A 23,318-nucleotide genomic window follows, 5' to 3' on the forward strand; every position below is an offset into this window, starting at 1 on the left:
AACCGAAAGCGCATCATTCTATCGCTCAGGGATTGCACTGTCATGGTCGCTGACTGGAAAGGGGATGCACAAAGCCATTTGCCGTGAGGCTCGTTAAGTTGGATAATGTGCGCCTCAAAATTACTCCCCAGTGCTAAACGAGGTTTCAACCGTGAGTCACGACAAGATCAACCAGCATCTGTCCAACTGGACTGAACGAGAGTCCACCGCGGAAGCCATGATTCCGCTGATCGGCCGCCTGTACCGTAAAAACAATGTAGTTACGTCTATTTACGGTCGTTCGATCATCAATCAGTCAGTGATCGACATCCTCCGGGCTCACCGTTTTGTTCGTCAGGTGGAAGACAGCGAGCTGTCTGTGCACGACACCATGCCGATCCTGGAAGAGATGGATAAGCTGAACCTGGGTCGTGGTCACGTGGATATCGGCAAGCTTGCGGTCAAGTTCAAGGAAGAGAGCGGTGACCTGGTTGAGTTTCTGAAGCGTGAAATTGGTCCGATTGTGGGTCAGTACGAAGCGCAATCCGAGCAAGATGCAAACGGCGATACCAAAGATGTGGTTCTTTATGGTTTCGGTCGCATTGGTCGTCTTCTGGCTCGTATTCTGATTGAAAAAGCCGGTGGCGGTAACAACCTGCGTCTGCGTGCTATCGTTGTGCGCCAGGGTGGAGCCGAGAACGATCTCGAGAAACGTGCCAGCTTGCTGCGTCGTGACTCTGTGCACGGGCCATTCAACGGTTCTATAACCGTTGATGAAGAAAATTCTGCTCTGGTCGCAAACGGCAACTTCATCAAAGTGATCTACTCGGGCGGTCCGGACCAGGTGGATTACACCGAGTACGGTATTGATAACGCCATCGTTGTAGACAACACCGGTATCTGGCGTGATGAAGCGGGTCTTGGTCTGCACCTGAAGTCCAAGGGTGTTAGCCGGGTTATCCTGACTGCGCCGGGCAAAGGTGATATCAAGAACATCGTTTACGGTATCAACAACGATTGGATCACCGAAGACGACAAGATCCTGTCCGCGGCATCGTGTACTACTAACGCCATCACTCCAGTACTGAAGGCGATCAACGATGAGTTCGGCATCGAAGACGGTCACGTTGAAACCGTCCACTCTTACACCAACGACCAGAACCTGATCGACAACTACCACAAAGGTAGCCGTCGCGGCCGTAGTGCGGCGCTGAACATGGTTATCACCGAAACCGGTGCCGCAAAGGCTGTTGCCAAGGCTCTGCCTGAGTTGAAGGGCAAGCTGAGCGGCAACGCGATCCGTGTGCCGACACCGAACGTTTCCATGGCGATTCTGAACCTGAACCTCAAGACTGACGTTGATGTGGAGAAGGTGAACGAATACCTGCGTGAGATGGCTCTGCACTCTGAGCTGCAAAAGCAGATCGATTTTGTGAACTCGCCGGAAGTGGTTTCAACGGACTTCGTTGGCTCCCGTCACGCGGGCGTGGTCGATGCTCAGGCCACCATCGCGAACGGTAAGCGCCTGATTCTGTACGTATGGTACGACAACGAATTCGGCTACAGCGCTCAGGTTATCCGCTGTGTTAACCAGATGGCTGGCGTTGATTACCCGATCTTCCCGAAACGCGCACGCGACTAAGGTCGTAGTTCGCCCCAGGGGGTTGGAATGAAAAGCCCCGGCAACGAGAGTTGCCGGGGCTTTTTCGTGTTTCTTGGCACCAAAAGCATTTGGGTTACCGGTGGAAATAGGTTTCCTTAATCTCTATAATTGGCGCGATTTTGGGTGTGTCTTGCTCCACGGTACGTTGCGCAGGAGTTGGACGTTTAAGAATCCACAGAATAGTTTCTGATGACTGGATGAGGCTAATGATCAAGATCAAAAAAGGCCTGGATCTTCCCATCAGCGGCGCTCCCGAACAGACCATTACCGATGGCAAGCCGATTCGCCACGTGGCGCTTATTGGCTTTGACTATCACGGCATGAAGCCGACCATGGCTGTGAAAGAAGGGGACCGTGTTAAGCGCGGTACGCTGCTGTTCACGGATAAGAAGACCGAAGGCGTTCGTTACACTTCACCGGCAGCCGGTGTGGTGAAAGAAGTTAATCGCGGTGAGCGTCGAGTATTTCAGTCTGTTGTCATCGAAATCGATGGTGACGAGGCTGAAACTTATGCCCGCTACAACGACTCGGATCTCGCCGGCCTGGAACGCCAGCAAGTAGTCGATAACCTCGTTGAATCCGGCTTGTGGACAGCGTTCCGCACCCGCCCTTACAGCAAGGTTCCGGCTATCGATTCTGCTCCGAACTCCATTTTTGTGTCAGTGATGGACACCAATCCGCTAGCGGCGGACCCTGCGGTGATCATTGGTGAGAACAGCCAGGCTTTCGAAAAAGGTCTGACCATTATCTCTCGCCTCACTAATGGCAAGGTGTTTGTTACTGGCAAGCCGGGCACCAACGTGTCTGTGCCCAAAGCCGATAACATCGAAGTGCATCAGTTTGATGGTGTGCATCCTGCCGGCAACGTAGGAACCCACATCCATCATCTGGATCCGGTTTCCGCGAACAAGACCGTCTGGTCTATCAACTACCAAGACGTTATTGATATCGCCAAGTTGTTCGAAACCGGTGAAGTGCCGGTTGAGCGCATTGTCGCGATTGGTGGCCCGAAAGCTCTGAAGCCTCGTTTGGTTCGTACCCGTTTGGGTGCCAGCTTGCCTGAGCTGTTAGATGGTGAAGTAGCAACCGATTGCGAGATCCGTGCGATTTCCGGTTCTGTCTTCGGCGGCCGTCGTGGTGATGGCCCTTGTGCCTATCTGGGCCGGTTCGCCAATCAGGTGTCTGTTCTGGAAGAAGGCTATAAGCGCCACTTCATGGGTTGGTTGACCCCGGGTGCTAACAAGTTCTCTGTACTGAACATTTACTTGTCCAAGCTAATGGGTGGCAAACGATTCGATTTCACGACCACCACCAATGGTAGTGAGCGAGCGATGGTACCTGTCGGTGCTTATGAGCAGATTATGCCACTGGATATTCTGCCAACCCAGCTGCTGCGTGCGCTGATTGTTGGTGATACCGAGGTGGCTCAGAAACTGGGCGCTCTGGAGCTGGACGAAGAAGATCTCTCGCTGTGCACCTTTGTGTGCCCGGGTAAATATGAATACGGTCCGATTCTCCGCGAGAACCTGACCCGAATCGAGATCGAGGGCTAACACGATGTCTATCAGACAGTATCTCGATGGTATCGAGCATCACTTTGAAAAAGGTGGCAAGTGGGAGCGCTGGTATGCGCTTTACGAAGCCGCTGATACGATTTTCTACACGCCCGGATCGGTAACCAAGACCACTTCCCACGTTCGTGACGGCGTTGATCTCAAGCGCATCATGATCACCGTGTGGTTGTGCGCGTTCCCGGCGATGTTCTTCGGTATGTGGAATATTGGCTATCAGGCCAATAACTTCCTGGCCGCTAACCCGGATGCCCTGGTGGGTGACGGTGGGCTGCGTACCGCATTTATCCAGGCTCTCGCTGTTACTGGCGCAGGGGCTGGCCTATGGGACAACTTCGTATACGGCATGGCTTACTTCATCCCGGTATACGCGGTGACCTTCATTGTGGGCGGTTTCTGGGAAGTGTTGTTTGCCACCGTGCGTCGTCACGAAGTAAACGAAGGCTTCTTCGTAACCTCCATTCTGTTCGCATTGATTTGCCCACCCTCTATCCCATTGTGGCAGGTGGCTCTGGGTATCACCTTCGGTGTTGTGATTGGTAAAGAAGTGTTTGGCGGTACCGGCAAAAACTTCCTGAACCCGGCACTGACTGGTCGTGCTTTCCTGTATTTCGCATACCCGGCTCAGATTTCCGGCGACACGGTATGGACCGCTGTTGACGGATTCAGTGGCGCAACCGCTCTAAGTGTAGCGGCCAGCGAAGGTATGGAAGTACTGAATCAGCAAATTGGCTGGATGAATGCGTTCATTGGTACCATTCAAGGTTCCATGGGTGAAACCTCCACAATTGCTGTTTTGATCGGTGGTTTGGCACTGGTCGCGATGCGCATCGCGAGCTACCGCATTGTTGGCGGTGTGCTGATCGGTATGATCGCCATGTCCCTGCTGCTGAACCTGATCGGTTCTGAAACCAACAACATGTTTGCTGTTCCGCCGCACTGGCACCTGGTGATGGGTGGTTTTGCGTTCGGCATGATGTTCATGGCGACAGACCCCGTTTCTGCATCTATGACCAACACCGGCCGCTGGTGCTTCGGTATCCTGGTGGGCGTAATGACCGTTCTGATCCGCGTGATTAACCCGGCGTTCCCGGAAGGCATCATGTTGGCGATTCTGTTTGCTAACCTGTTTGCACCGCTGATGGATCATTACGTGGTTCAAGCTAACATCAAACGGAGGCTTGCTCGTGGCTAAAGCTAAAGAAACTGTCTCCAGAACCCTTATCGTTGCGCTGGTGCTGAGTATTGTGTTCTCCGTGGTGGTTTCCACCGCAGCGGTATCGCTTCGTCCGGCTCAGATCAAAAACCAGAACCTGGACATCAAGTCCAACATTCTGGCTGCAGCGGGCATGCTGGAAACTGGCGCAAGTGCCGACCAGATCGAAGAAACCTTTGAACTGTTCGACGTGCGTCTGGTTGATCTTGAAACTGGCGACTTCGTAGAGCCTTCTGCTGTTGATGTAGAAGACCCCATGAAGTACGACATGTATAAAGCAGCATCTGACCCGAAACTCAGTACCAACATTCCGTCATCCGAAGACAAGGCCGGTATTAAGCGCCGTCCGAACATCGCCAAGGTATACACCCTGAGCGAAAACGGAGATCTGGTTCGTGTGGTACTGCCGGTACACGGTTACGGCCTGTGGTCTACTCTGTACGGCTTCGTGTCTCTTGAGGGAGATTTGAATACCATCGAAGGGCTTGGTTTCTACGCTCATGCGGAAACCCCAGGTCTTGGTGGTGAAGTCGATAACCCTCGCTGGAAGCAGCAGTGGGTAGGTAAGGAGCTTTACGGCGACGACCCAACCGAACCTCAGATTCAACTGGTCAAGGGCGGTGTTGGTGCGGATGCGAAGAATAAAGAGCACAAGATTGATGCTCTTTCTGGCGCCACACTGACCAGCCGCGGTGTCGAACAGCTGGTCAACTACTGGATGGGCGACCGTGGCTACGCGCCGTTCCTCAAGAAACTTCGTGAAGGGGAGGTCTGATCATGGCTGAAGTAAACGCCAAACAGGTTCTTTTCGAGCCGATATTCAGTAACAACCCGATCGGGCTGCAGATCCTTGGTATTTGTTCAGCGCTCGCGGTAACCACGAGCATGAGCGTAACCATCGTTATGTGCTTGTCGGTGATCGCGGTTACCGCGTTTTCAAACCTGGCGGTATCGCTGGTTCGTACCCAGATTCCGGGAAGCATCCGGATCATCGTACAGATGACCATCATTGCCTCGCTGGTAATCGTGGTAGACCAGATCCTGAAAGCCTATGCCTACGAAATCAGTAAGCAGTTGTCGGTTTTCGTTGGTCTGATCATTACCAACTGTATCGTTATGGGCCGCGCCGAAGGTTTCGCCATGAAGAATGGCCCTTGGTTGAGCTTCCTGGACGGTATCGGTAACGGTCTTGGCTACTCCGTCATGCTGTTGTTCGTTGCCTTCTTCCGGGAACTGCTGGGCGCTGGCTCTTTGTTCGGCTTTACCTTGCTGACTCCGGTGAACGAAGGCGGCTGGTACATCACTAACGGCTTGTTGCTGTTGCCACCGAGTGCGTTCTTCATCATCGGTTTGGCGATCTGGGGACTGCGTACCTGGATGCCTGAGCAGGTGGAAGAGCCGGACTACAAGATGTCCCGCCACACCCATAAGGAGGCCTTCTGATGGAGCATTATATCAGCCTGCTTCTCAAGGCAATTTTCATTGAGAACATGGCACTCGCGTTCTTCTTGGGTATGTGTACGTTCCTGGCCATCTCCAAGAAAGTTGAAGCTGCGACCGGTTTGGGTATCGCCGTAATTGTTGTATTGACGTTGACCGTTCCGGTTAACAACCTTATTTACAACAACATTCTGCGTGAAGGCGCGCTGGCTTGGGCCGGTCTTCCTGAGGTGGATCTGAGCTTCCTGGGCTTGATCACTTACATCGGTGTTATTGCTGCCATTGTTCAGATCATGGAAATGATTCTGGACAAATACATTCCGGCGCTTTACTCCGCTCTGGGCGTGTTCCTGCCACTGATCACGGTGAACTGCGCCATCATGGGTGCGGCACTGTTCATGGTAGAGCGTGATTACACCTTCAGTGAAAGTGTGGTTTACGGCTTTGGTGCTGGTGTTGGTTGGGCGTTGGCAATCGTTGCCCTGGCTGGTATCCGCGAGAAGCTCAAGTACAGCGATGTTCCGGAAGGCCTGCGTGGCTTGGGGATTACCTTCATTACTGTTGGTTTGATGTCCCTTGGCTTCATGTCCTTTTCAGGGATTTCCCTGTAATTCACCCGGTGATTCGGTTTAACGAAAAGGCGAGACCATGTATACAGAAATAATACTCGGCGTGGTCATGTTCACCGTTATCGTTCTGGCGCTTGTCGCGGTCATTCTCGCGGCAAGATCCAAACTGGTAAGCACCGGTGATGTGACCATCGAAATCAATGACGACCCGGACCATACCGTGAAAACGGAAGCCGGCGGAAAGCTTCTTGGCACTTTGGCAAACAGCGGCATTTTCCTGTCGTCTGCCTGTGGCGGCGGCGGTACTTGCGCCCAGTGTAAGTGTAAAGTTCTGGACGGCGGCGGTGCGATGCTACCGACTGAAAAGACTCACTTCACCAACCGCGAAGAGAAAGAAGGCTGGCGTCTGTCGTGTCAGGTTCCTGTGAAACAGGACATGAAGATTGAAGTGCCGGAAGAATTCTTTGGTGTTAAGAAGTGGGAATGCGAAGTCATTTCCAACCACAACGTGGCTACGTTCATCAAAGAACTGGTATTGAAGCTGCCAGAAGGCGAGGAAGTTGACTTCCGCGCTGGTGGTTACGTGCAGTTGGAGTGCCCTCCGTACGAAATCGACTTCAAGGATTTCGATATCGAAGAAGAGTTCCACGAAGACTGGGACAAGCACGACATCTGGCGTTACAAGGCGATCAACAAAGAAGAAACCATCCGGGCCTATTCCATGGCGAACTACCCGGAAGAAAAGGGCCTTCTGAAGTTCAACATCCGTATCGCCACACCGCCTCCGGGCAGCGACCACCCACCAGGCATCATGTCGAGCTATGTGTTCAACCTGAAGCCGGGTGACAAGGTTACCGTTATGGGGCCGTTCGGTGAGTTCTTCGCCAAGAAGACAGATGCTGAAATGGTGTTTGTTGGTGGTGGTGCGGGTATGGCGCCTATGCGCTCCCACATCTTCGACCAGCTCAAGCGCCTGAAGTCTAAGCGTAAGATCAGCTTCTGGTACGGTGCCCGTAGTGTCCGCGAAATGTTCTACGTTGAAGATTTCGATGGCCTGGCGGAAGAAAACGAAAACTTCGAGTGGCACGTGGCGTTGTCTGATGCACTGCCCACCGATAATTGGGAAGGCCCCACCGGCTTTATCCATAACGTGTTGTACGATAACTATCTGAAGGACCATCCGGCGCCTGAAGATTGTGAGTTCTACATGTGTGGGCCCCCAATCATGAACGCGTCTGTCATCAAGATGTTGAAAGACCTTGGTGTTGAAGACGAAAACATCATGCTGGATGACTTTGGAGGTTAATTAGCACAAATGACATCCCGCATGTTTGGACCCGTCAGGGTGGTTATGGCCAGCGTCATTATGACGCTGGCTGCGGCCGCCCTGGCGGGTTGCTCGTTTCAGGAAGAAGAAAAAGTCTGGGAGATTTCTGGCGGAATCTTCGGGACAACCTATCACATCAACGTTGTATTGCCGGAAGACAATGCCAGGCTCAAAGCGCTGGCGCAGGGCATACAGGCCGAGTTGGAGCAGGTGGATAAGGCGATGTCTACCTGGAAGCAGGACTCCGAGCTTTCCAGGTTTAACCAAAAGCCGAATCAGTCGGACTGGACAGCGCTATCCGCCCCGCTATTCGAAGTTATCCAGCGTGCTCAGGAAATATCCGCACAGACAGATGGGGCTTTCGATGCCACCATCGGCCCGGTGGTGAACCTTTGGGGGTTCGGCCCGAATGCCAGGCCAGAACATGCCCCCTCCGATCAGGAGTTGGAGAGTGCGCTGAGCGTGACCGGCTGGGAGTTTCTTGAGCTTGATCCAGACGCATCGGCGATTCGTGCCAAGCAGCCCCAGTACATCGATCTGTCGGGTATTGCCAAAGGCTATGGCGTGGATGTGGTGGCCCGGTATCTCGACAGTCAAGGGGTTCAAGCCTACCTTGTTGAGATAGGCGGGGAGGTGCGCACCCGAGGCAGAAAGCCGAATGACGACGTTTGGCGGCTAGCGGTGGAAACCCCGTCAGAGCAAGCCCGGCAAGTCAACGTAATCGTGGCGCTGGACCGGAAATCCATGGCGACTTCCGGTGACTATCGTAACTATTACGAATCGGACGGGCGGCGATATTCACATACAATTGATCCAGATACCGGTAAGCCGATTGATCATCGGTTAGCATCGGTGACCGTCATCTCGGAAGACTGCATGACAGCCGATGCCTTGGCGACAGCGTTTACTGTTATGGGGTTTGAGCGGGCGATGAGTCTGGCGACGCGGGAAAACATTCCGGCGTATTTTATTGTAAGAGGAGAGGCGGGCTTTGAAGTGCACAGCACACCGGCTTTTTCGTCTTACGTTGTCCAGTAAAGGGGGCGGGGTATGAGTACCTTTTTGTTAGTTTTGGCAATTGTGGTTTTGCTGATGGTGGGCATGTCTGTTGGCGTTATTTTCGGGCGTAAGCCCATCAGTGGTACTTGTGGCGGCATTGGCGCACTGGGTATCAGTTCGTCTTGCGACATTTGTGGCGGAAACACCCAGAAATGCGAAGAGAGCCGTGCGGATGCGGCGCCGGTAAGCGCAGAAGATTTGGCCTACGACGCCAGTAAAGTCGAAAAGTAGCGGCAACTGATCACACACACTCAATAATTAAAGCTACGCTCACGAGACGTAGATAAGGAGATACTGCGCGCATGGCAGAACATCATTACGACGTTGTTGTTATTGGTGCCGGCCCCGCTGGTGAAGGGGCGGCAATGAATGCGGCCAAGCACAATAAGCGAGTTGCGATCATTGAGGATAAGGCCACCGTAGGGGGTAATTGTACCCACTGGGGCACCATTCCTTCCAAGGCATTGCGTCATTCTGTTAAGCAGATTATCACCTTCAACACGAACCAGATGTTCCGGGACATCGGGGAGCCCCGCTGGTTCTCCTTTCCGCGGGTTTTGCAAAGCGCCCAGAAGGTCATTGGCAAGCAGGTTAAACTGCGTACGCAGTTTTACTCCCGTAACCGGGTTGATCTGCTGAACGGCCGTGCGGCGTTTCTGGACAAGAACCGTCTGGAAATTCGCGGTCACAAATCCGTTGAGACCATCCACTTCAAGCAGGCGATCGTTGCCACGGGGTCGCGCCCGTACCTGCCGCCCGATGTCGATTTTCGCCACCACCGGATCTACAACTCGGATTCCATTCTGAACCTGTCCCATACGCCGCGGACGCTGATTATCTATGGCGCTGGCGTGATTGGTTCTGAATACGCGTCGATCTTTGCGGGATTGGGCGTAAAGGTGGATCTGATCAACCCCGGCAGTCGCCTGCTGTCGTTCCTGGATGACGAGATTTCAGACGCGCTTAGTTATCACCTGAGAAATAACGGTGTGCTGGTTCGTCACAACGAACAGTACGAAACCGTCAAAGGGGATGATCACGGCGTTGTGCTCACACTGCAGTCGGGCAAGAAAATCCGGGCCGATGCCTTCTTGTGGTGTAACGGCCGCAGTGGCAACACCGATAACCTGGGGCTCGACAAAGTCGGCCTTGAGCCGAATGGCCGGGGCCAGTTGGCGGTGGATGAGCATTACCGTACAGAAGTAGAGCACATCTACGCTGTGGGCGATGTGATCGGTTGGCCGAGCCTGGCCAGTGCAGCCTACGATCAGGGCCGTTCAGCGTCTTCCGATGTGGTTCAGGACGAATACTTCCGCTTTGTGGATGATGTGCCTACTGGCATTTATACCATTCCCGAGATCAGCTCAGTCGGGAAAACAGAGCGGGAGCTTACGGAAGCGAAAGTGCCTTACGATGTAGGTCAGGCATTTTTCAAAGATTTGGCCCGGGCGCAGATTACCGGCGAAGCCGTGGGTATGTTGAAGCTGTTGTTCCACAGAGAAACCCGGGAGATTCTGGGTATTCACTGCTTCGGTGACCAAGCGGCAGAGATCGTCCACATCGGCCAGGCGATTATGAATCAGGAAGGGGAGGCCAATTCCCTGAACTATTTCATTAACACCACGTTTAATTATCCCACCATGGCGGAAGCCTATCGGGTAGCTGCTCTGAACGGCCTGAACCGGATTTTCTGATTCAGGCCGACTCCATGGCGGCCAGTTACAATTCTGGCTGCCCGGTTTCTTGAACAGGCAGCGTCACTAATGATTTAGCGCGATTGTCGAAGTACATTCGCGTGCTGGTCGGAAAGTCTGTGATGATGCTGTCCACCCCCATTTCTTCGAGCCTGAGCATGTCGTGGATACGGTTTACCGTCCACGCCGAGACGTGCATGTTGCGTTTGTGAGCCATATCAACCATTCCTTTGCTGAGAATGCGCCAATTCACACAAAAGAATTCACAACCCAGCGAACTGGCGGTTTTTAGTGGCTTGGGAAATTTGCGTTCAGCCACCAGCCCTAAGCGAATGTTCTGATCTCGACGGCGTATTTCCCGCAAAAACCAAGGATCTGTAGAGGTAATCGCGGCGGTCTGGTAAAGGTTCCGCCGCTGAATGATTTCGGTCAGCCGGTTGCACAGAATGTTGAGCCGATCCCGGTTGTCTTTTTTGACCTCAAGCTGAAGGTGTTCCAGATCCGGCAGCTGATCCAGCAAGGTTTCGAGCGCTGGGATACCGGTAGGCCGAGGCCACGAACTGGTGTTGCGCCGGGCATCCATTTCACTCAGTTCTTGTGCGGTATATTTGCTGATGCCGCCTTTCTGGCTGGTGGTTCGATCAACCGTCAAATCGTGTACCAGTACCGGTATACCGTCTTTTGATAATGCCAGGTCGAGTTCAAAGTGCCGGACACCTTGCCGGTAAGCATGCAGAAACCCGGGAAGGGTGTTTTCAGGAGCTTCACCTTTAGCCCCGCGGTGACCATAAATGATCATTCTGTAGCGTTATCCTTTAATCGTTTGTAAATAGCCTGGCGCTTCTTCCAGGTATCGTGGCATAGCTGAATGTCTTCCAGGTAGGCGGGCAGTTCGTTCATTAATAGTGCCTGAGGGCCATCTACCAAGGCTTTTTCAGGTTTCGGGTGGAAGTCTACCAGCACCATGTTTGCGCCCGCGATGACGCCTTGTGCGGTGGCGTGCATAACATCGAGAATGCCGTCCGGTGATTGCTGCCGGGTGCCAACGGAATGGGAAGGGTCCACGCAAACAGGCATGCGGGTCAGCCGTTTGACTGCCGGTACGTGGGCAAAATCGACCATATTCCGATGCGGCTGGCCAGCTTCGGTTTTCATGCCGCGCAGGCAGAAAATCACGTTGGCGTTGCCTTCACTGGCCAAATACTCGGCGGCGTTTAGCGATTCATTGAGCGTGATGCCGAAGCCTCGTTTCAGTAACACCGGGTAGGTGCTCTGGCGGCCAATGGCTTTCAACAGCTCAAAGTTCTGGGTGTTGCGGGTGCCGACTTGCAGCATAACCCCGGTGGGGCGGCCCAGTTTTTCCAGACAGGTATCAATCTCTTCGATGTGGCTTTCGTGGGTAATCTCCATCGCCACTACCTTGATACCGTGCTTGCCGGCCTTTTCAAACACCCAAGGTAAGCAGCCTTGGCCGTGTCCCTGAAACGAATAGGGATTGGTGCGTGGCTTGTATGCGCCCATGCGGGTGCACACTTGGCCGTTTTCCTCCAACGCCTTCATCATGATTTCGACATGCTCGGGCACATCGACCGCACACAAACCGGCAAAAACGTTCAGGTTGTTCTGGTTAAAATCGACACCGTTGTACCTGAACCCGCTTTGGCGATTATCGTCTTTATGACGCCCCAGAATACGGTAGTCCTCGGAAATCCGGATGGCGCGCTCGACCGCCGGTAACGCCTCAATTTCGTCTTTGTCCAGCGGTTTAGTGTCGCCCAACAGATAGATTTCGGTCAGCCGCTGACTGGCACCTTGAACCTCGTGAACCCGCAGACTCACACCGGGCAGGTTTTCCAGGTAGTGCATGGTCTGGCGGTAAGCTTCGCTATCCAGTTCAGTATTCGGATGAAGAATGGCTAACATGACGAAATCCTCGGATTAACAAGCGATTACTTGGGCTGCGGGCGAAAAATGCAACTTAGGCTGCACTGGCCTGCTGGCGTACCTGATTCTCCAGTTCAATCTGGTCGGCTGAGAACCGGCGAATACCATCGGCCAGTTTTTCGGTAGCCATGGCGTCTTCGTTTGACTCCCACCGGAACAGTTTTTCGTCAACATGACCGATCACTTCGTTACTGGTAGCGGCCTCGGCGTTGAGTTTTTGGTTTAGCTGCCCGTTGTCATCCTGAAGCTCTTGCAGCAGGGCAGGGCTGATGGTCAGACGGTCGCAACCGGCCAGCATTTCAATCTCTCCGGTGTTTCGGAAACTTGCCCCCATGACCACGGTGTTGAAGCCGTGGGCCTTGTAGTAATTGTAGATTCGGGTAACGGATTGTACGCCGGGGTCTTCCGCCGCCGGGTAGCTATCGCGGCCGGAATTGGCTAAATGCCAGTCCAGAATTCGCCCGACAAAGGGGGAGATAAGGTGCGCGCCGGCTTGGGCGCAGGCCACCGCCTGAACGAACGAGAACAGCAGTGTCAGATTGCAGCGAATGCCTTCTTTTTCAAGCTGCTCAGCGGCGAGTATACCTTCCCAAGTTGAGGCAATCTTGATCAGAACCCGGCTGGTATCGACTCCTTGCTGATCGTAAAGCTCGATGATTCGGCGTGCACGCCTGAGTGTCGCCGCGGTGTCGAACGACAGGCGGGCATCTACTTCCGTAGAGACAACACCGGGTATAAGCTCCAGAATTTCCTTTCCAGCCAGTACGGCCAGCATGTCGGTGGCTAGAGTGAGCTGTTCGGCAGAAGAGCCGCCTTGGCGGTTGGCCATCATAATGGCGTTGTCCAGCATAGGGCGGTATGCATCCGAAGCTGCTGCTTTCAGAAGTAGGGACGGATTGGTGGTTGCGTCTTGCGGCCGCCACTGGGCAATGGCATCCAGGTCACCGGTGTCGGCAACCACCGTTGTCATGGCTTTTAATTGCTCTAACTTGTTGGTCATTCGTGTTGTCGTCCAGATTGATAGTTGTTATCGAGGCGTTCAGCTCCGGAACGCCTTCTTAACCTCTACAATAACGGCAGCTTACAACAGGAACAAGACAACTAAAGGCTGTGGCCGTTAGTTTTCCAAAACCGGTTCTGGCTCTCGCACTTTCGCAAGCGCCTGTTCAACCACTTCCAGCCCCGAGCCGGGCCTGTTGGCGTTTTCACTTAAGTGACGCCGGAATTGCCGGCCGCCTGGCATGCCCAGAAACAGACCCATGATGTGGCGGGTAATGTGAGTAAGGTAAACGCCACGGTCCAGCTCTTTCTGGATGAACGGGAACATCGCGCGAAGGGCTTCGTGGCGGCTGGCCACTGGCGCTTCTTCGCCGAAAAACTCAGGGTCTACTTGGGTCAGCAGCCAAGGATTGTGGTACGCCTCCCGGCCCAGCATGACACCATCGGTCTGGCGCAGATGCTCGTGGCATTCGTCGATGGTTTTGATGCCACCGTTAATGATGATTTCCAGTTCCGGATAGGTCTGCTTTAAGCGGTACACCCAATCGTACTTCAGTGGCGGAATGTCGCGGTTCTCTTTCGGGCTGAGCCCTTCGAGAATGGCAATGCGGGCGTGAGCAATGAACGTGTTACAGCCAGCGGCAGACACTTCTTCAATGAACTCGCACAGCTCTTCCCAGGATTCCCGGCCGTTAATGCCAATCCGGTGTTTAACGGTCACAGGTAGGTTGGTAGCTGCTTTCATCGCCGCCACACCTTCGGCGACCTTATCCGGGTGCCCCATCAGGCACGCGCCGATCATGTTGTTCTGCACTCGATCGCTGGGGCAGCCCACGTTCAGGTTAACTTCACTGAAGCCATATTCTTCAGCAAGCGTTGCGCATTTCGCCAACTCGTCCGGGTTGCTGCCACCCAGTTGCAGCGCCAGCGGGTATTCCGCCGGATCGTGGCGAAGAAAACGCTGAGTATCGCCATGAATCAACGCGCCCGTGGTCACCATTTCGGTATACAAAAGTACGCGGCGACTGAGAATACGCGCCAGATAACGGAAGTGGGGTGTGGTCCAGTCCATCATTGGTGCAATGGAAAAGCGCCGGGATGGCTGCGCTTGGCTTTTCGCGCATTCTTCGATCAAGTGGTTGGTGCTCTCTGATGTCGCCATTCTGCTCATGGGTTGCTCTATTTCATCATTTTCGGATTCTGGTATTGCGCGCTTCTCCCTTGCCCACAGGTGAGAATTCTATCAGGAAAGCGACTCTAAGCGTTGACGACCCGATATTAAATTACGTACTTTGCGCAGCGCGAATCAGCTTAGCACGATAGGCACACGGCGATATCCGCCGACAGGGGCTACCTCTCGTTCCGGGATTTCGCCCGGCGCAAACCTGATCTGCTGCACTGTTGCGAGGATCGTTTGCAAAGCGATCCGCAATTCACAAGTGGCCAGCAGCTGTCCGGGACACGCGTGTTTGCCTGCGCCGTAAAGCAAGTTGCTGGTTGCGTGAGCATCGGGGTTAAAGGAGTTGTTATCGAACACCGCTTCATCTCGATTGGCGGAGGTCCAGTTCAATTTAACTTTTTCGCCTTCGGGGATCGTCTGGTCTCCAATTTTCACCGGGCAGGTTGTGATTCGGCGGTTGGAAACGAAAGGATTATCCAAGCGCAGAATTTCGTTGATGATCGCTTCAGTTTCGGCGTCAGAACCGTCGCGTATTCGCATTACCAGCTCGGGATGTGTCGCAAGGTGGGCAGTGATTACACCAACACATAAGGCGATGGAGCCTAAATCGCCACCAGTCCAGTTGCGCAGAATGGACACCAGTTCTGCTTCGGTCAGGAGGCGACCATTCACTGTTTGCCGGTATAGTTTTGTTGTTAAATCGTCTGGTACTGCATCTCCGGAAGCCCGCCGTGGCTGTATAACCGAGCGAATAATGTCATCAAACTGTTCGGCAACGACTGCCATTCGACGATGATTGCCAGATCGGGTAGCTGCATGATTGTCCTGCATCCAGGCAAGTAGGTCAGGTTCTAGCTTTGCGGGCCATCCCAGCCAGGCGCACTGGGCTCGAACAGCAAAGACAGCGCCTATGTCGTTAACGGCATCCACCACTTCACCTCGCGGCAAGTTTGCCGCTAACTCGTTCGCCACCTTTTGGAAGGTGGGCAGATAGGGTTCCACCGCTTCCGGGCTTAGGTAGCGTTCTACAATCGTTCGGTAGAGGGTGTGCTCCTGTCCGTCGAGACCATTAGGGATTTGAAGGAAGCGGGAGACCTGGCTGGAGAAACGCTTGTGGTCAAGGGCAGCGGCCAAGATATCGGCATGTCTTAGCAGTACCCACTCCCCGTTTGTATTCCGCACGACAGGATGTTTCGGGCGCAACTGGTCGGTGTAGGCTCGCAGATCTCGCCCCGCTGCGGACAAGTCATCCGGCATATGGTCTGGCATGTTGGCTCCTTATTCAGCAAAGAGGTGATCCGATGAGCATAGCGGGAATTGATCAACTCTAAATTGCGCAAACGCAAGGCTGAGCGAGGTTTCAACTGGCGACTGCGCAGACCTCTCGTCATTTGTTCAACTTAATTGAACCGTACGGTCAAAAAGTTCCGTTTTCATTGCGCAGATCCCTTAACTATAGTGGTTTCATCGAACAGCGCAGTTGAATCGAATGAGAGGAGGTCCTGCAATGATTGAACTCAGACCTTATAAAGAATTGGGTGGCGCACACCACGGTTGGCTCGATACTCGTCACCATTTTTCATTTGCTGAGTACTACGACCCGAACCGTATGCACTGGGGAAATCTGCGCGTATGGAATGATGACACCATCGCGCCGCATTCCGGCTTCCCGCGCCATCCGCACCGCGACATGGAAATCATCACCTATGTGCGAAAGGGTGCGATTATGCATCAGGACAGTTTGGGCAATCGTGGCCGCACCGAAGCAGGTGATGTGCAGGTGATGAGCGCCGGCACGGGTATAGCGCACAGCGAGATGAACGAAGAAGACGAAACCACTCAGATCTTCCAGATCTGGATCATGCCGAACGAAACCGGATTGCCACCCGCGTGGGGCGCGAAACCGTTTCCGAAGGGTGATCGAAGCGGCTCCTTCGTCACGCTCGCCAGCGGATTGCCGGAAGATACAGACGCTCTACCGATTCGCACCGATGCGCGTATGGTTGCGGCAACGCTGGAAGCCGGCCAGAGCACGGAATACCGGATCGCTTCCGGCCGAAAGGTCTATCTTGTGCCTGCCACTGGGCAGATCAAGATAAACGGCGTTGTGGCCAATGCCGGTGATGGTGTCGCGGTCCGCGACGAAGAGGTATTGACGGTCAGCGCCAGCGAAGACAGTGAAATTGTGCTGGTGGATGTGGCGTAAGCAAGGAGAGTCCACGCAGTGTCTTAAGTTTTGAAACGTTTGAACTATGATGTGCTTAGACTTTTCGCGATCTTGGGTAGGCTGCTATTTGGCTGCTAATCTTCTAAGATCAACATTAGCTTCAAGTAATCATGATTCTCTTTTAAGGCATACGAATGGATCGCATCCTGGTCGAGTTGGCGGATCAGCAAAAAATTCAAGACATGATCGCCAGTCATGAGCCTTTTATGGCTATATTGGCGGAGGTGACAAAAATGGTAGCGCGGGAAATGCCAAGCGCTATTGTTACCTTTATGCTGTACGACCCGGCCGATGAAACGCTGAGCTTGGTCGCAGGGGACGGGCTTTCCGACGCTTATCGCCAAGCCATGCAGCGTGTGAAGATTGGTCCGCAAGTAGCGACATGCGGGCGAGCGGCCTCCACACAAAAAGTTGTGATCACCCGTGATATCGACGACGACCCGAATTGGGCCGACTATCGGGACACTGCTCTTAAAGAGAACTTGAGAGCGTGTTGGTCTATCCCCGTTACCATGACCAACGAGACGCTTTTAGGCACGTTTTCGACGTATCATCCCACCCCCGGTATTCCCACAAATGAACAGCTGGTGATGATCATGAGGGCTGCAGGGCTGTTGGCGTTCGCTTTGGCGCGGCAGCAAGATCAGCGGGCTTTGCGTATTCAGTCTCAGCGTTATCAGTCTTTGTTCAACTACCACCCGGACGCAGTCTTCGAATTAGACTTGAACGGTTGTTTCGTTGCCGCCAACCAAGGCTCGGAAAATATCGCCGGGTTGGCAGAAGAACACATTTTGGGTTCGCACTTTCGGGAATACTTAAAAGCTGAACATCACGATGCGGCGCAGCAAGCTTTCGAGCAGGCACGAAAAGGCATTCCGCAGAATTACGAAGTGGTCGCTTACAACATCAGCGGAGAAGAGTATCTGATTGACGTGACCAGCCTTCCAATTATCGTCGACGACGAAGTTGTTGGTGTGTATGGGATCGCAAAAGACATAACCAGACAAAGGGAAAGTGAGCTGAAATTACACTTCCAGCGCACTCATGACATGCTCACCGGTTTGTCTAATCGAGCCGGTTTCGAAGCGAGACTGACTGAAGATTTGCCTCTGGCCAAAGGCCATGTTGCGGTTTTGTTAATCAATCTTGATGGCTTTGCTTCCATCAATGACGGATTGGGTCATTCTGTTGGGGATGAACTATTGCAGGCAGTGGCAAACAGGCTGGTAGATGGGTTAAATCCCGGAGATTTTCTTGCCCGGTTTGCCGGTGATGAATTTGGCGTGTTGTTGACGGAACGAAACCGCGTAGAGCAAGCGCTGCCCTTGGTGGAGGGCCTGTTGAGCCTGCTGGCCCGGCCTTTTGTTATTGATGAACATGTGTTGCATGTCAGCGCCAGCATCGGCGTGGCGCTTGGCCGGGCTGCCTCCAAAAACGCCGGTGAACTTATCCAGCATGCCCATTTAGCGGTGCGCGAAGCCAAGGCCCAAGGACGCAATACCTGGGAATGGTACGTTGGTGATGTTGATTCCACAGTACGCGAACACATCGAACTGAGGCGTGAGTTACTTGAGGCGGTAGAGCATGACCAGTTGGTGCTGTATTACCAGCCGCTGGTGGATGCCGCTACCGGAAAAATGACATCGTTGGAAGCGCTTGTGCGATGGAGGCACCCTGAACGGGGTATGGTGCCGCCCGGTGATTTTATTCCTTTAGCCGAGCGTACTGGGCAGATTATTGATCTGGACCGTTGGGTGTTGTGGAAAGCGTGCCAGGACCTGGAAAGTATCAACGCTGGCCGTGAAGAACCGCTCTCCGTCGCGGTCAACATCTCGCCGGTGCATTTCCGGCGCAACGGGTTTTTTGATGAAATAAAGCAAGCGCTCGACGAAAGTGGGCTAAGCCCCGAGAAACTGGAACTGGAAGTCACCGAAGGGTTGATGATGGCGGGCTCTGAGAAGGCGATAGAGCTGCTTCAGAATATCCGAAACCTTGGCGTTAGAGTGGCTATAGACGATTTCGGAACCGGCTTTTCGAGCCTAAGCTATTTACGACAGTTGCCCATCAATAGAGTAAAGATAGACCGAAGCTTTGTGCGTGATATCGATACCGGTCGGGAAAATGCCGCAATTGTAGAAGGCATTATTACCATGGCCCACCACTTGGGGTTGGAAGTGGTTGCTGAAGGGATTGAAACCTCGGCGCAGCGCAACGATCTTGTGCAACGTCGTTGCGACATACTGCAGGGCTTTTATTTCTCCCGGCCGGTGCCTTTGAACGAACTTCTTAAGTTGCCCACTGAACTGCCAGTCACAGAGGGTTAAAAGCCGAACAGTCGTGAGGCAGCAGGCCATCTCGCGGCTTTGTAGGGGCGGGCTTTCAAAGGAACATTGCATGCGCAGCGATTGGTTGGTCGGAATTGACCTGGGCGGTACCAAAACCGAAGTCATTCTGATGGACCGGCAAAGCAACGAGCATTTCAGAACGCGGGTAGCCACGCCCGCCGGAGATTACCGTGCCACACTGGAAACGATTCAATCTCTGGTGCTGAAAGCCGAGTCGGTAGCCGGTGTGCGTGGTTTACCGGTGGGTGTGGGCATACCGGGCAGTATTTCCGGTGTGACCGGCACCGTAAAAAACGGAAACTCGGTATGGCTTAACGGCCGACCGATGCAAGAAGATTTGTGCGCAATGCTGCAACGCCCGGTAACCCTCACCAACGATGCCAATTGCCTGGCACTGTCTGAAACCACAGACGGAGCCGGCAAACATCACAATGTGATATTCGCTGCCATACTGGGCACCGGCTGCGGTGCCGGTGTCAGCGTGAACGGCAGAATACTCACCGGCCCTAACGGAGTAGCGGGTGAGTGGGGCCACAACCCCTTAGCCTGGACCCCACAATTCGAGCTGGAACAGCGCCCCTGTTTTTGTGGCCGCCATGGCTGCAACGAAACCTTCCTGTCTGGCACCGGGTTATCTCTGACCCACCAATTCCTGCACGGCCAGACCCTCCCGGCGAAAAACGTCACCGAGAATGCCCGCAGCGGCGACAAAGCCGCAACTGAAACCCTCAACCGTTACCTTGACCACCTGGCTCGTGGCCTCGCGGCGGTTATTAACGTGCTAGACCCCGACATCATTGTGCTGGGCGGCGGCATGAGTAATGCCGAGCAAATCTACCAAGAGCTGCCGAAAAGGCTGCCGAGCTACGTGTTTGGTGGCGAATGCAATACGCCCGTTGTGCGGGCAGTGCATGGGGATTCTAGTGGGGTGCGTGGGGCGGCTTGGTTGGGGAGCGGCTAACCTGGTTAACACTTATCGTATTGTAGCGAAAGACTTGGATTCCTATACATAGAAGGCTAATGTTTCACTAAACAGCTTTATCATGAAAAGTTAACGACAATGGATGTCGGGACCCACCCTCGTACTAGGTTTCCATCTAACTCATCTCATGTCGTCCAACTCATAGGTAAAAGATCGGGCTTTACCACCTTTGCGCGGGTTTGAGGCTATGCAGCAATCAGGAATCTACGAGCAGCTAATTACGCAGCTCATTGAAAGTCGTTTGGATCGAGATAGCTTCTATGTCGGTGAACGCCAACTAAATAGTGCTGAAGCGTCGGTGTGGTTGTCACGCTTTCTTACTGGGATTCTAGAATTTGCTGTTGAGTCAATTCCAGCAGGAGAAGATCGGTTAGGCAAACAGATTGAGCTATCCAACCAGTTGATAATCTGGTTGAAAAACCGAATACAAGATAATGGTTTCCTCGAAGACAACTTATTAGATAGCCAAGGGAAGATTCTGACCGCGCTTTATCAACTCGAAAATCCTGTCGCGGCCAATCTCAAGCAGTATGTTGAAGACATATTTCCGCTCACAGGCCTTACCCAAAGCGAGCTCTTCTCAGGCAGCAATGCAGGGCTATCACTTGAGTCGGAGTTGAAGCGAGAGATTCTTTCTGCCGACAGAATTTATTGGTTGGTGTCATTCATTAAATGGGCTGGGATTCGTATTTTTAGGAAAGAACTGGAAGCGTTCACAGCCAGTGGGCGGGAGCTTAAGATCATCACCACGTCCTATATGGGCGCAACAGACGCGAAAGCCGTTGAGTACCTGGCCAGTTTGCCCAATACGGAAGTGAAACTAAGCTACAACACCGAGCGTGAAAGACTTCATGCGAAAAGCTATTTGTTTCTGCGAGATTCAGGGTTTCATACGGGGTACATCGGGTCTTCAAACCTTTCTCGTTCTGCACTGACCAATGGGCTTGAGTGGAATTTAAAGATAACTTCCCAAGAAATCCCACACATCATCACTAAGTCACTCAGTACCTTCGAAACCTATTGGGCATCGGACGAGTTTGAGCAATTTGATGGTCAGGCTGAAAGTGCTGAGAAATTGAAGCGAGCTTTAAAACAGCAGCAAGGATCGTATGAATCCAATAACCTACATTATTTCGAGATAACGCCGTTTCCTCATCAAAAAGAAATATTGGAGCAGTTGTCGGTTGAACGGAACGTGCACGGGCGTTTTCGAAACCTAGTCGTGGCTGCTACGGGCACTGGTAAGACGCTGATTTCTGCATTCGATTTTCAGCGGTTCTTAAAAGCAAAGCCGAACGCCAAGTTTTTGTTTGTAGCTCATAGGGCTGAAATTCTAAAGCAGGCTCGTGAAGCATACCGGGGCGTGCTACGGAATAGTGCTTTTGGTGAGCTCTGGGTTGGTGGACAGGAGCCTGATCACTTCCGACAATTGTTTGCGTCCATTCAGACTTTAAACAATCAACTCGGACAGCTCCAATTAACTCCAGACTTTTATGACTACATCGTGATTGATGAGGTGCACCACATTGCTGCTTCAAGCTACCGGACTGTGCTTGAACGTTTCTCTCCATCAATACTTTTGGGGCTGACCGCGACACCAGAACGACATGATGATGGAGACATCCTCGGTGATTTTGGTGGCGTCATTGCGGCCGAGCTTCGCTTACCGGAAGCAATTAACCGTCGTCACCTTTGCCCGTTTCAATACTTTGGAATCGATGACGATACCGACCTTCGCAGCATTCCATGGAGTCGCGGTCGGTATGACGTCGCACAGCTAACAAACCTGTACACGCATAACCAAAGCCGCATGCTGAAGATCTTGAGGAGTTTGCAGGATATCGTCACGGATTTGGGTGATATGAAAGCTTTGGCCTTCTGCGTGAGTCGTGACCATGCAAGCTATATGGTCAAGCAATTTCTGCTACATGGCATCAAGGCGGATGTGTTGACCAGTGACAACAGCGCTGAACGTTATCAAAAGCAGCAGGATATTCGGTCCGGGCAAATCAATGTGTTGTGCGTTGTCGATATATTCAACGAAGGCGTCGACATTCCGGAAGTAGATACTTTGCTGTTTCTGCGCCCAACAGAGAGTTTGACCATTTTCTTGCAGCAGCTTGGTCGCGGGCTTCGCCTTTCAGAGGGAAAGGATTGCTGCACGGTATTGGATTTCGTGGGTAACTCCCGCCCAGAGTACGATTTTGCTAATAAATTCCGGGCACTGGTAGGTAAATCTGAGCGTTCGATCACGGAAGAATTAAAGCAGGGATTTCCTCATGCACCATTGGGTTGCAGGATTGAGTTGTCCAAGAAAACGCAGGAAATGGTACTGCGAAACATACGGCAAGCAACTCTGACGCTGCAACGGCTTGTGTCTATGATTCGCCAGTTCCCTCAGCATTCAACGCAGCCGCTGACGCTTGGCAATTTCATAAACCATCACCCTCATATCGATTTGAGCGAGCTATATAGACGCGGCAGTTGGTTAGAGCTCGTAAGCAAAGCCACCGAAGAGGAAGTAGTCGATGACGACGCCTGCAAGCTAATGAAAAAAGGTATCTACAATCGGGTTCTGACAGGCGACGACCACCAATACTTATTGTTTCTTAAGAAACTCTGCAACACAGATTTTCAGTTTGAAAACAACGAGCAGCGCCGTGCGCTGATGTGCCACTATGATTTCTGGCAAAGGTCTGGGCCAGCTCTGAAGTTTGAGTCGCTGACGCAAAGCCTGAGGGAGCTCGGTAAGATGGGGTTAGCTAAGGAATTGTCTGAAGTGCTGGATTGGAAGTTGGCGCAAACCAAGCATGAACAGCCGTTGATGCCCGAGTTGCAGGAAATACCGCTCAGATTGCATGCGCGTTATTCTCGAGAGCAGATTCTGGTTGGGTTTGGAGCGACTAGCTTCAATCGTCAGGTCAACTCTCAGGAGGGAGTGTATGTCGTGAAAGAGCACGGTTATATACTGCTTTTCGTTACTTTGGATAAAAACGAAAAACAGTTTTCGCCAACCACGATGTATCGCGGTAATCCCCCCATTTTTAAGGGGGTTCAAAAGTAGACCTCAGGCCATCATGGCCAACTTCTGTTGAGGAGTAATTCCTCCGAGCCCCATATTGG

18 protein-coding genes and 1 pseudogene are annotated in these 23,318 nt (G+C 52.9%); 14 read left to right on the forward strand and 5 right to left on the reverse strand.

The window, feature by feature from the left end:
• Positions 1 to 151: 151 nt before the first annotated feature.
• From MWU64_RS12890 to sthA, 10 genes are all read left to right on the forward strand, one after another.
• A complete protein-coding gene (locus MWU64_RS12890; protein WP_247064799.1) occupies positions 152 to 1,621 on the forward strand; it encodes a glyceraldehyde-3-phosphate dehydrogenase in 1,470 nt (489 codons plus the stop codon).
• Between the two features lie 227 nt (positions 1,622 to 1,848).
• On the forward strand, positions 1,849 to 3,195 hold the full coding sequence (locus MWU64_RS12895; protein WP_247064800.1) for a Na(+)-translocating NADH-quinone reductase subunit A: 1,347 nt from the start codon (positions 1,849 to 1,851) through the stop codon (positions 3,193 to 3,195).
• Positions 3,196 to 3,199: 4 nt separating this feature from the next.
• Complete coding sequence (locus MWU64_RS12900) at positions 3,200 to 4,408, forward strand: NADH:ubiquinone reductase (Na(+)-transporting) subunit B (protein WP_247064801.1); 1,209 nt, start codon at positions 3,200 to 3,202, stop codon at positions 4,406 to 4,408.
• On the forward strand, positions 4,401 to 5,204 hold the full coding sequence (locus MWU64_RS12905; protein WP_247064802.1) for a Na(+)-translocating NADH-quinone reductase subunit C: 804 nt from the start codon (positions 4,401 to 4,403) through the stop codon (positions 5,202 to 5,204). The genes MWU64_RS12900 and MWU64_RS12905 overlap by 8 nt, the downstream gene beginning before the upstream one ends.
• A gap of 2 nt (positions 5,205 to 5,206) precedes the next feature.
• Positions 5,207 to 5,872 carry an NADH:ubiquinone reductase (Na(+)-transporting) subunit D gene (locus tag MWU64_RS12910; protein ID WP_247064803.1) on the forward strand — a complete coding sequence of 222 codons (666 nt, stop codon included), beginning with the start codon at positions 5,207 to 5,209 and terminating at the stop codon, positions 5,870 to 5,872.
• Positions 5,872 to 6,480 (forward strand): NADH:ubiquinone reductase (Na(+)-transporting) subunit E, encoded by a 609-nt coding sequence (nqrE, locus tag MWU64_RS12915; protein ID WP_114333392.1) that lies wholly within the window; start codon positions 5,872 to 5,874, stop codon positions 6,478 to 6,480. Before MWU64_RS12910 ends, nqrE begins: the two co-directional genes overlap by 1 nt.
• Before the next feature lie 37 nt (positions 6,481 to 6,517).
• The gene (nqrF, locus tag MWU64_RS12920; protein ID WP_247064804.1) at positions 6,518 to 7,744 is read left to right on the forward strand and encodes an NADH:ubiquinone reductase (Na(+)-transporting) subunit F; all 1,227 of its coding nucleotides are present in this window, start codon (positions 6,518 to 6,520) and stop codon (positions 7,742 to 7,744) included.
• A gap of 45 nt (positions 7,745 to 7,789) precedes the next feature.
• Positions 7,790 to 8,803 carry an FAD:protein FMN transferase gene (locus MWU64_RS12925; RefSeq protein ID WP_247064805.1) on the forward strand — a complete coding sequence of 338 codons (1,014 nt, stop codon included), beginning with the start codon at positions 7,790 to 7,792 and terminating at the stop codon, positions 8,801 to 8,803.
• 12 nt (positions 8,804 to 8,815) lie between these two features.
• Positions 8,816 to 9,055, forward strand: coding sequence for a (Na+)-NQR maturation NqrM (gene nqrM, locus MWU64_RS12930; RefSeq protein ID WP_247064806.1), 240 nt, complete (start codon positions 8,816 to 8,818; stop codon positions 9,053 to 9,055).
• A 71-nt stretch (positions 9,056 to 9,126) separates the two neighbouring features.
• Entirely contained in the window at positions 9,127 to 10,518 is a 1,392-nt protein-coding gene (gene sthA, locus MWU64_RS12935; RefSeq protein ID WP_247064807.1) for a Si-specific NAD(P)(+) transhydrogenase, read from the forward strand.
• Between the two features lie 25 nt (positions 10,519 to 10,543).
• Here the strand turns inward: sthA and MWU64_RS12940 are convergent, their stop codons facing one another.
• The 5 genes from MWU64_RS12940 to MWU64_RS12960 form a co-directional block, all read right to left on the reverse strand.
• On the reverse strand, positions 10,544 to 11,317 hold the full coding sequence (locus MWU64_RS12940) for a glycerophosphodiester phosphodiesterase (RefSeq protein ID WP_247064808.1): 774 nt from the start codon (positions 11,315 to 11,317) through the stop codon (positions 10,544 to 10,546).
• Entirely contained in the window at positions 11,314 to 12,441 is a 1,128-nt protein-coding gene (locus MWU64_RS12945) for a 3-deoxy-7-phosphoheptulonate synthase (RefSeq protein ID WP_247064809.1), read from the reverse strand. The genes MWU64_RS12940 and MWU64_RS12945 overlap by 4 nt, the downstream gene beginning before the upstream one ends.
• 55 nt (positions 12,442 to 12,496) lie before the next feature.
• Positions 12,497 to 13,462, reverse strand: a complete 966-nt coding sequence (tal, locus tag MWU64_RS12950; RefSeq protein WP_247064810.1) for a transaldolase — start codon at positions 13,460 to 13,462, stop codon at positions 12,497 to 12,499.
• A 117-nt stretch (positions 13,463 to 13,579) separates the two neighbouring features.
• Positions 13,580 to 14,623 carry a tRNA dihydrouridine(20/20a) synthase DusA gene (gene dusA, locus MWU64_RS12955; RefSeq protein ID WP_281496366.1) on the reverse strand — a complete coding sequence of 348 codons (1,044 nt, stop codon included), beginning with the start codon at positions 14,621 to 14,623 and terminating at the stop codon, positions 13,580 to 13,582.
• A gap of 144 nt (positions 14,624 to 14,767) precedes the next feature.
• On the reverse strand, positions 14,768 to 15,910 hold the full coding sequence (locus MWU64_RS12960) for a cytochrome P450 (RefSeq protein WP_247064811.1): 1,143 nt from the start codon (positions 15,908 to 15,910) through the stop codon (positions 14,768 to 14,770).
• A gap of 238 nt (positions 15,911 to 16,148) precedes the next feature.
• Here MWU64_RS12960 and MWU64_RS12965 point away from each other — a divergent pair, with 238 nt between their 5' ends.
• The 4 genes and pseudogenes from MWU64_RS12965 to MWU64_RS12980 all read left to right on the forward strand — a co-directional run.
• Positions 16,149 to 16,847, forward strand: coding sequence for a pirin family protein (locus MWU64_RS12965; RefSeq protein ID WP_247064812.1), 699 nt, complete (start codon positions 16,149 to 16,151; stop codon positions 16,845 to 16,847).
• A gap of 155 nt (positions 16,848 to 17,002) precedes the next feature.
• On the forward strand, positions 17,003 to 19,192 hold the full coding sequence (locus MWU64_RS12970) for an EAL domain-containing protein (RefSeq protein ID WP_247064813.1): 2,190 nt from the start codon (positions 17,003 to 17,005) through the stop codon (positions 19,190 to 19,192).
• A 70-nt stretch (positions 19,193 to 19,262) separates the two neighbouring features.
• Entirely contained in the window at positions 19,263 to 20,174 is a 912-nt protein-coding gene (locus MWU64_RS12975; protein WP_247064814.1) for an ROK family protein, read from the forward strand.
• Positions 20,175 to 20,382: 208 nt separating this feature from the next.
• Positions 20,383 to 23,220 (forward strand): annotated as a pseudogene (locus tag MWU64_RS12980) (DEAD/DEAH box helicase family protein); the annotation flags it as partial.
• Positions 23,221 to 23,318: the final 98 nt, after the last annotated feature.

Origin of the sequence: Marinobacter sp. S0848L (genome assembly GCF_023016065.1) — a bacterium.
Taxonomy (GTDB): domain Bacteria; phylum Pseudomonadota; class Gammaproteobacteria; order Pseudomonadales; family Oleiphilaceae; genus Marinobacter.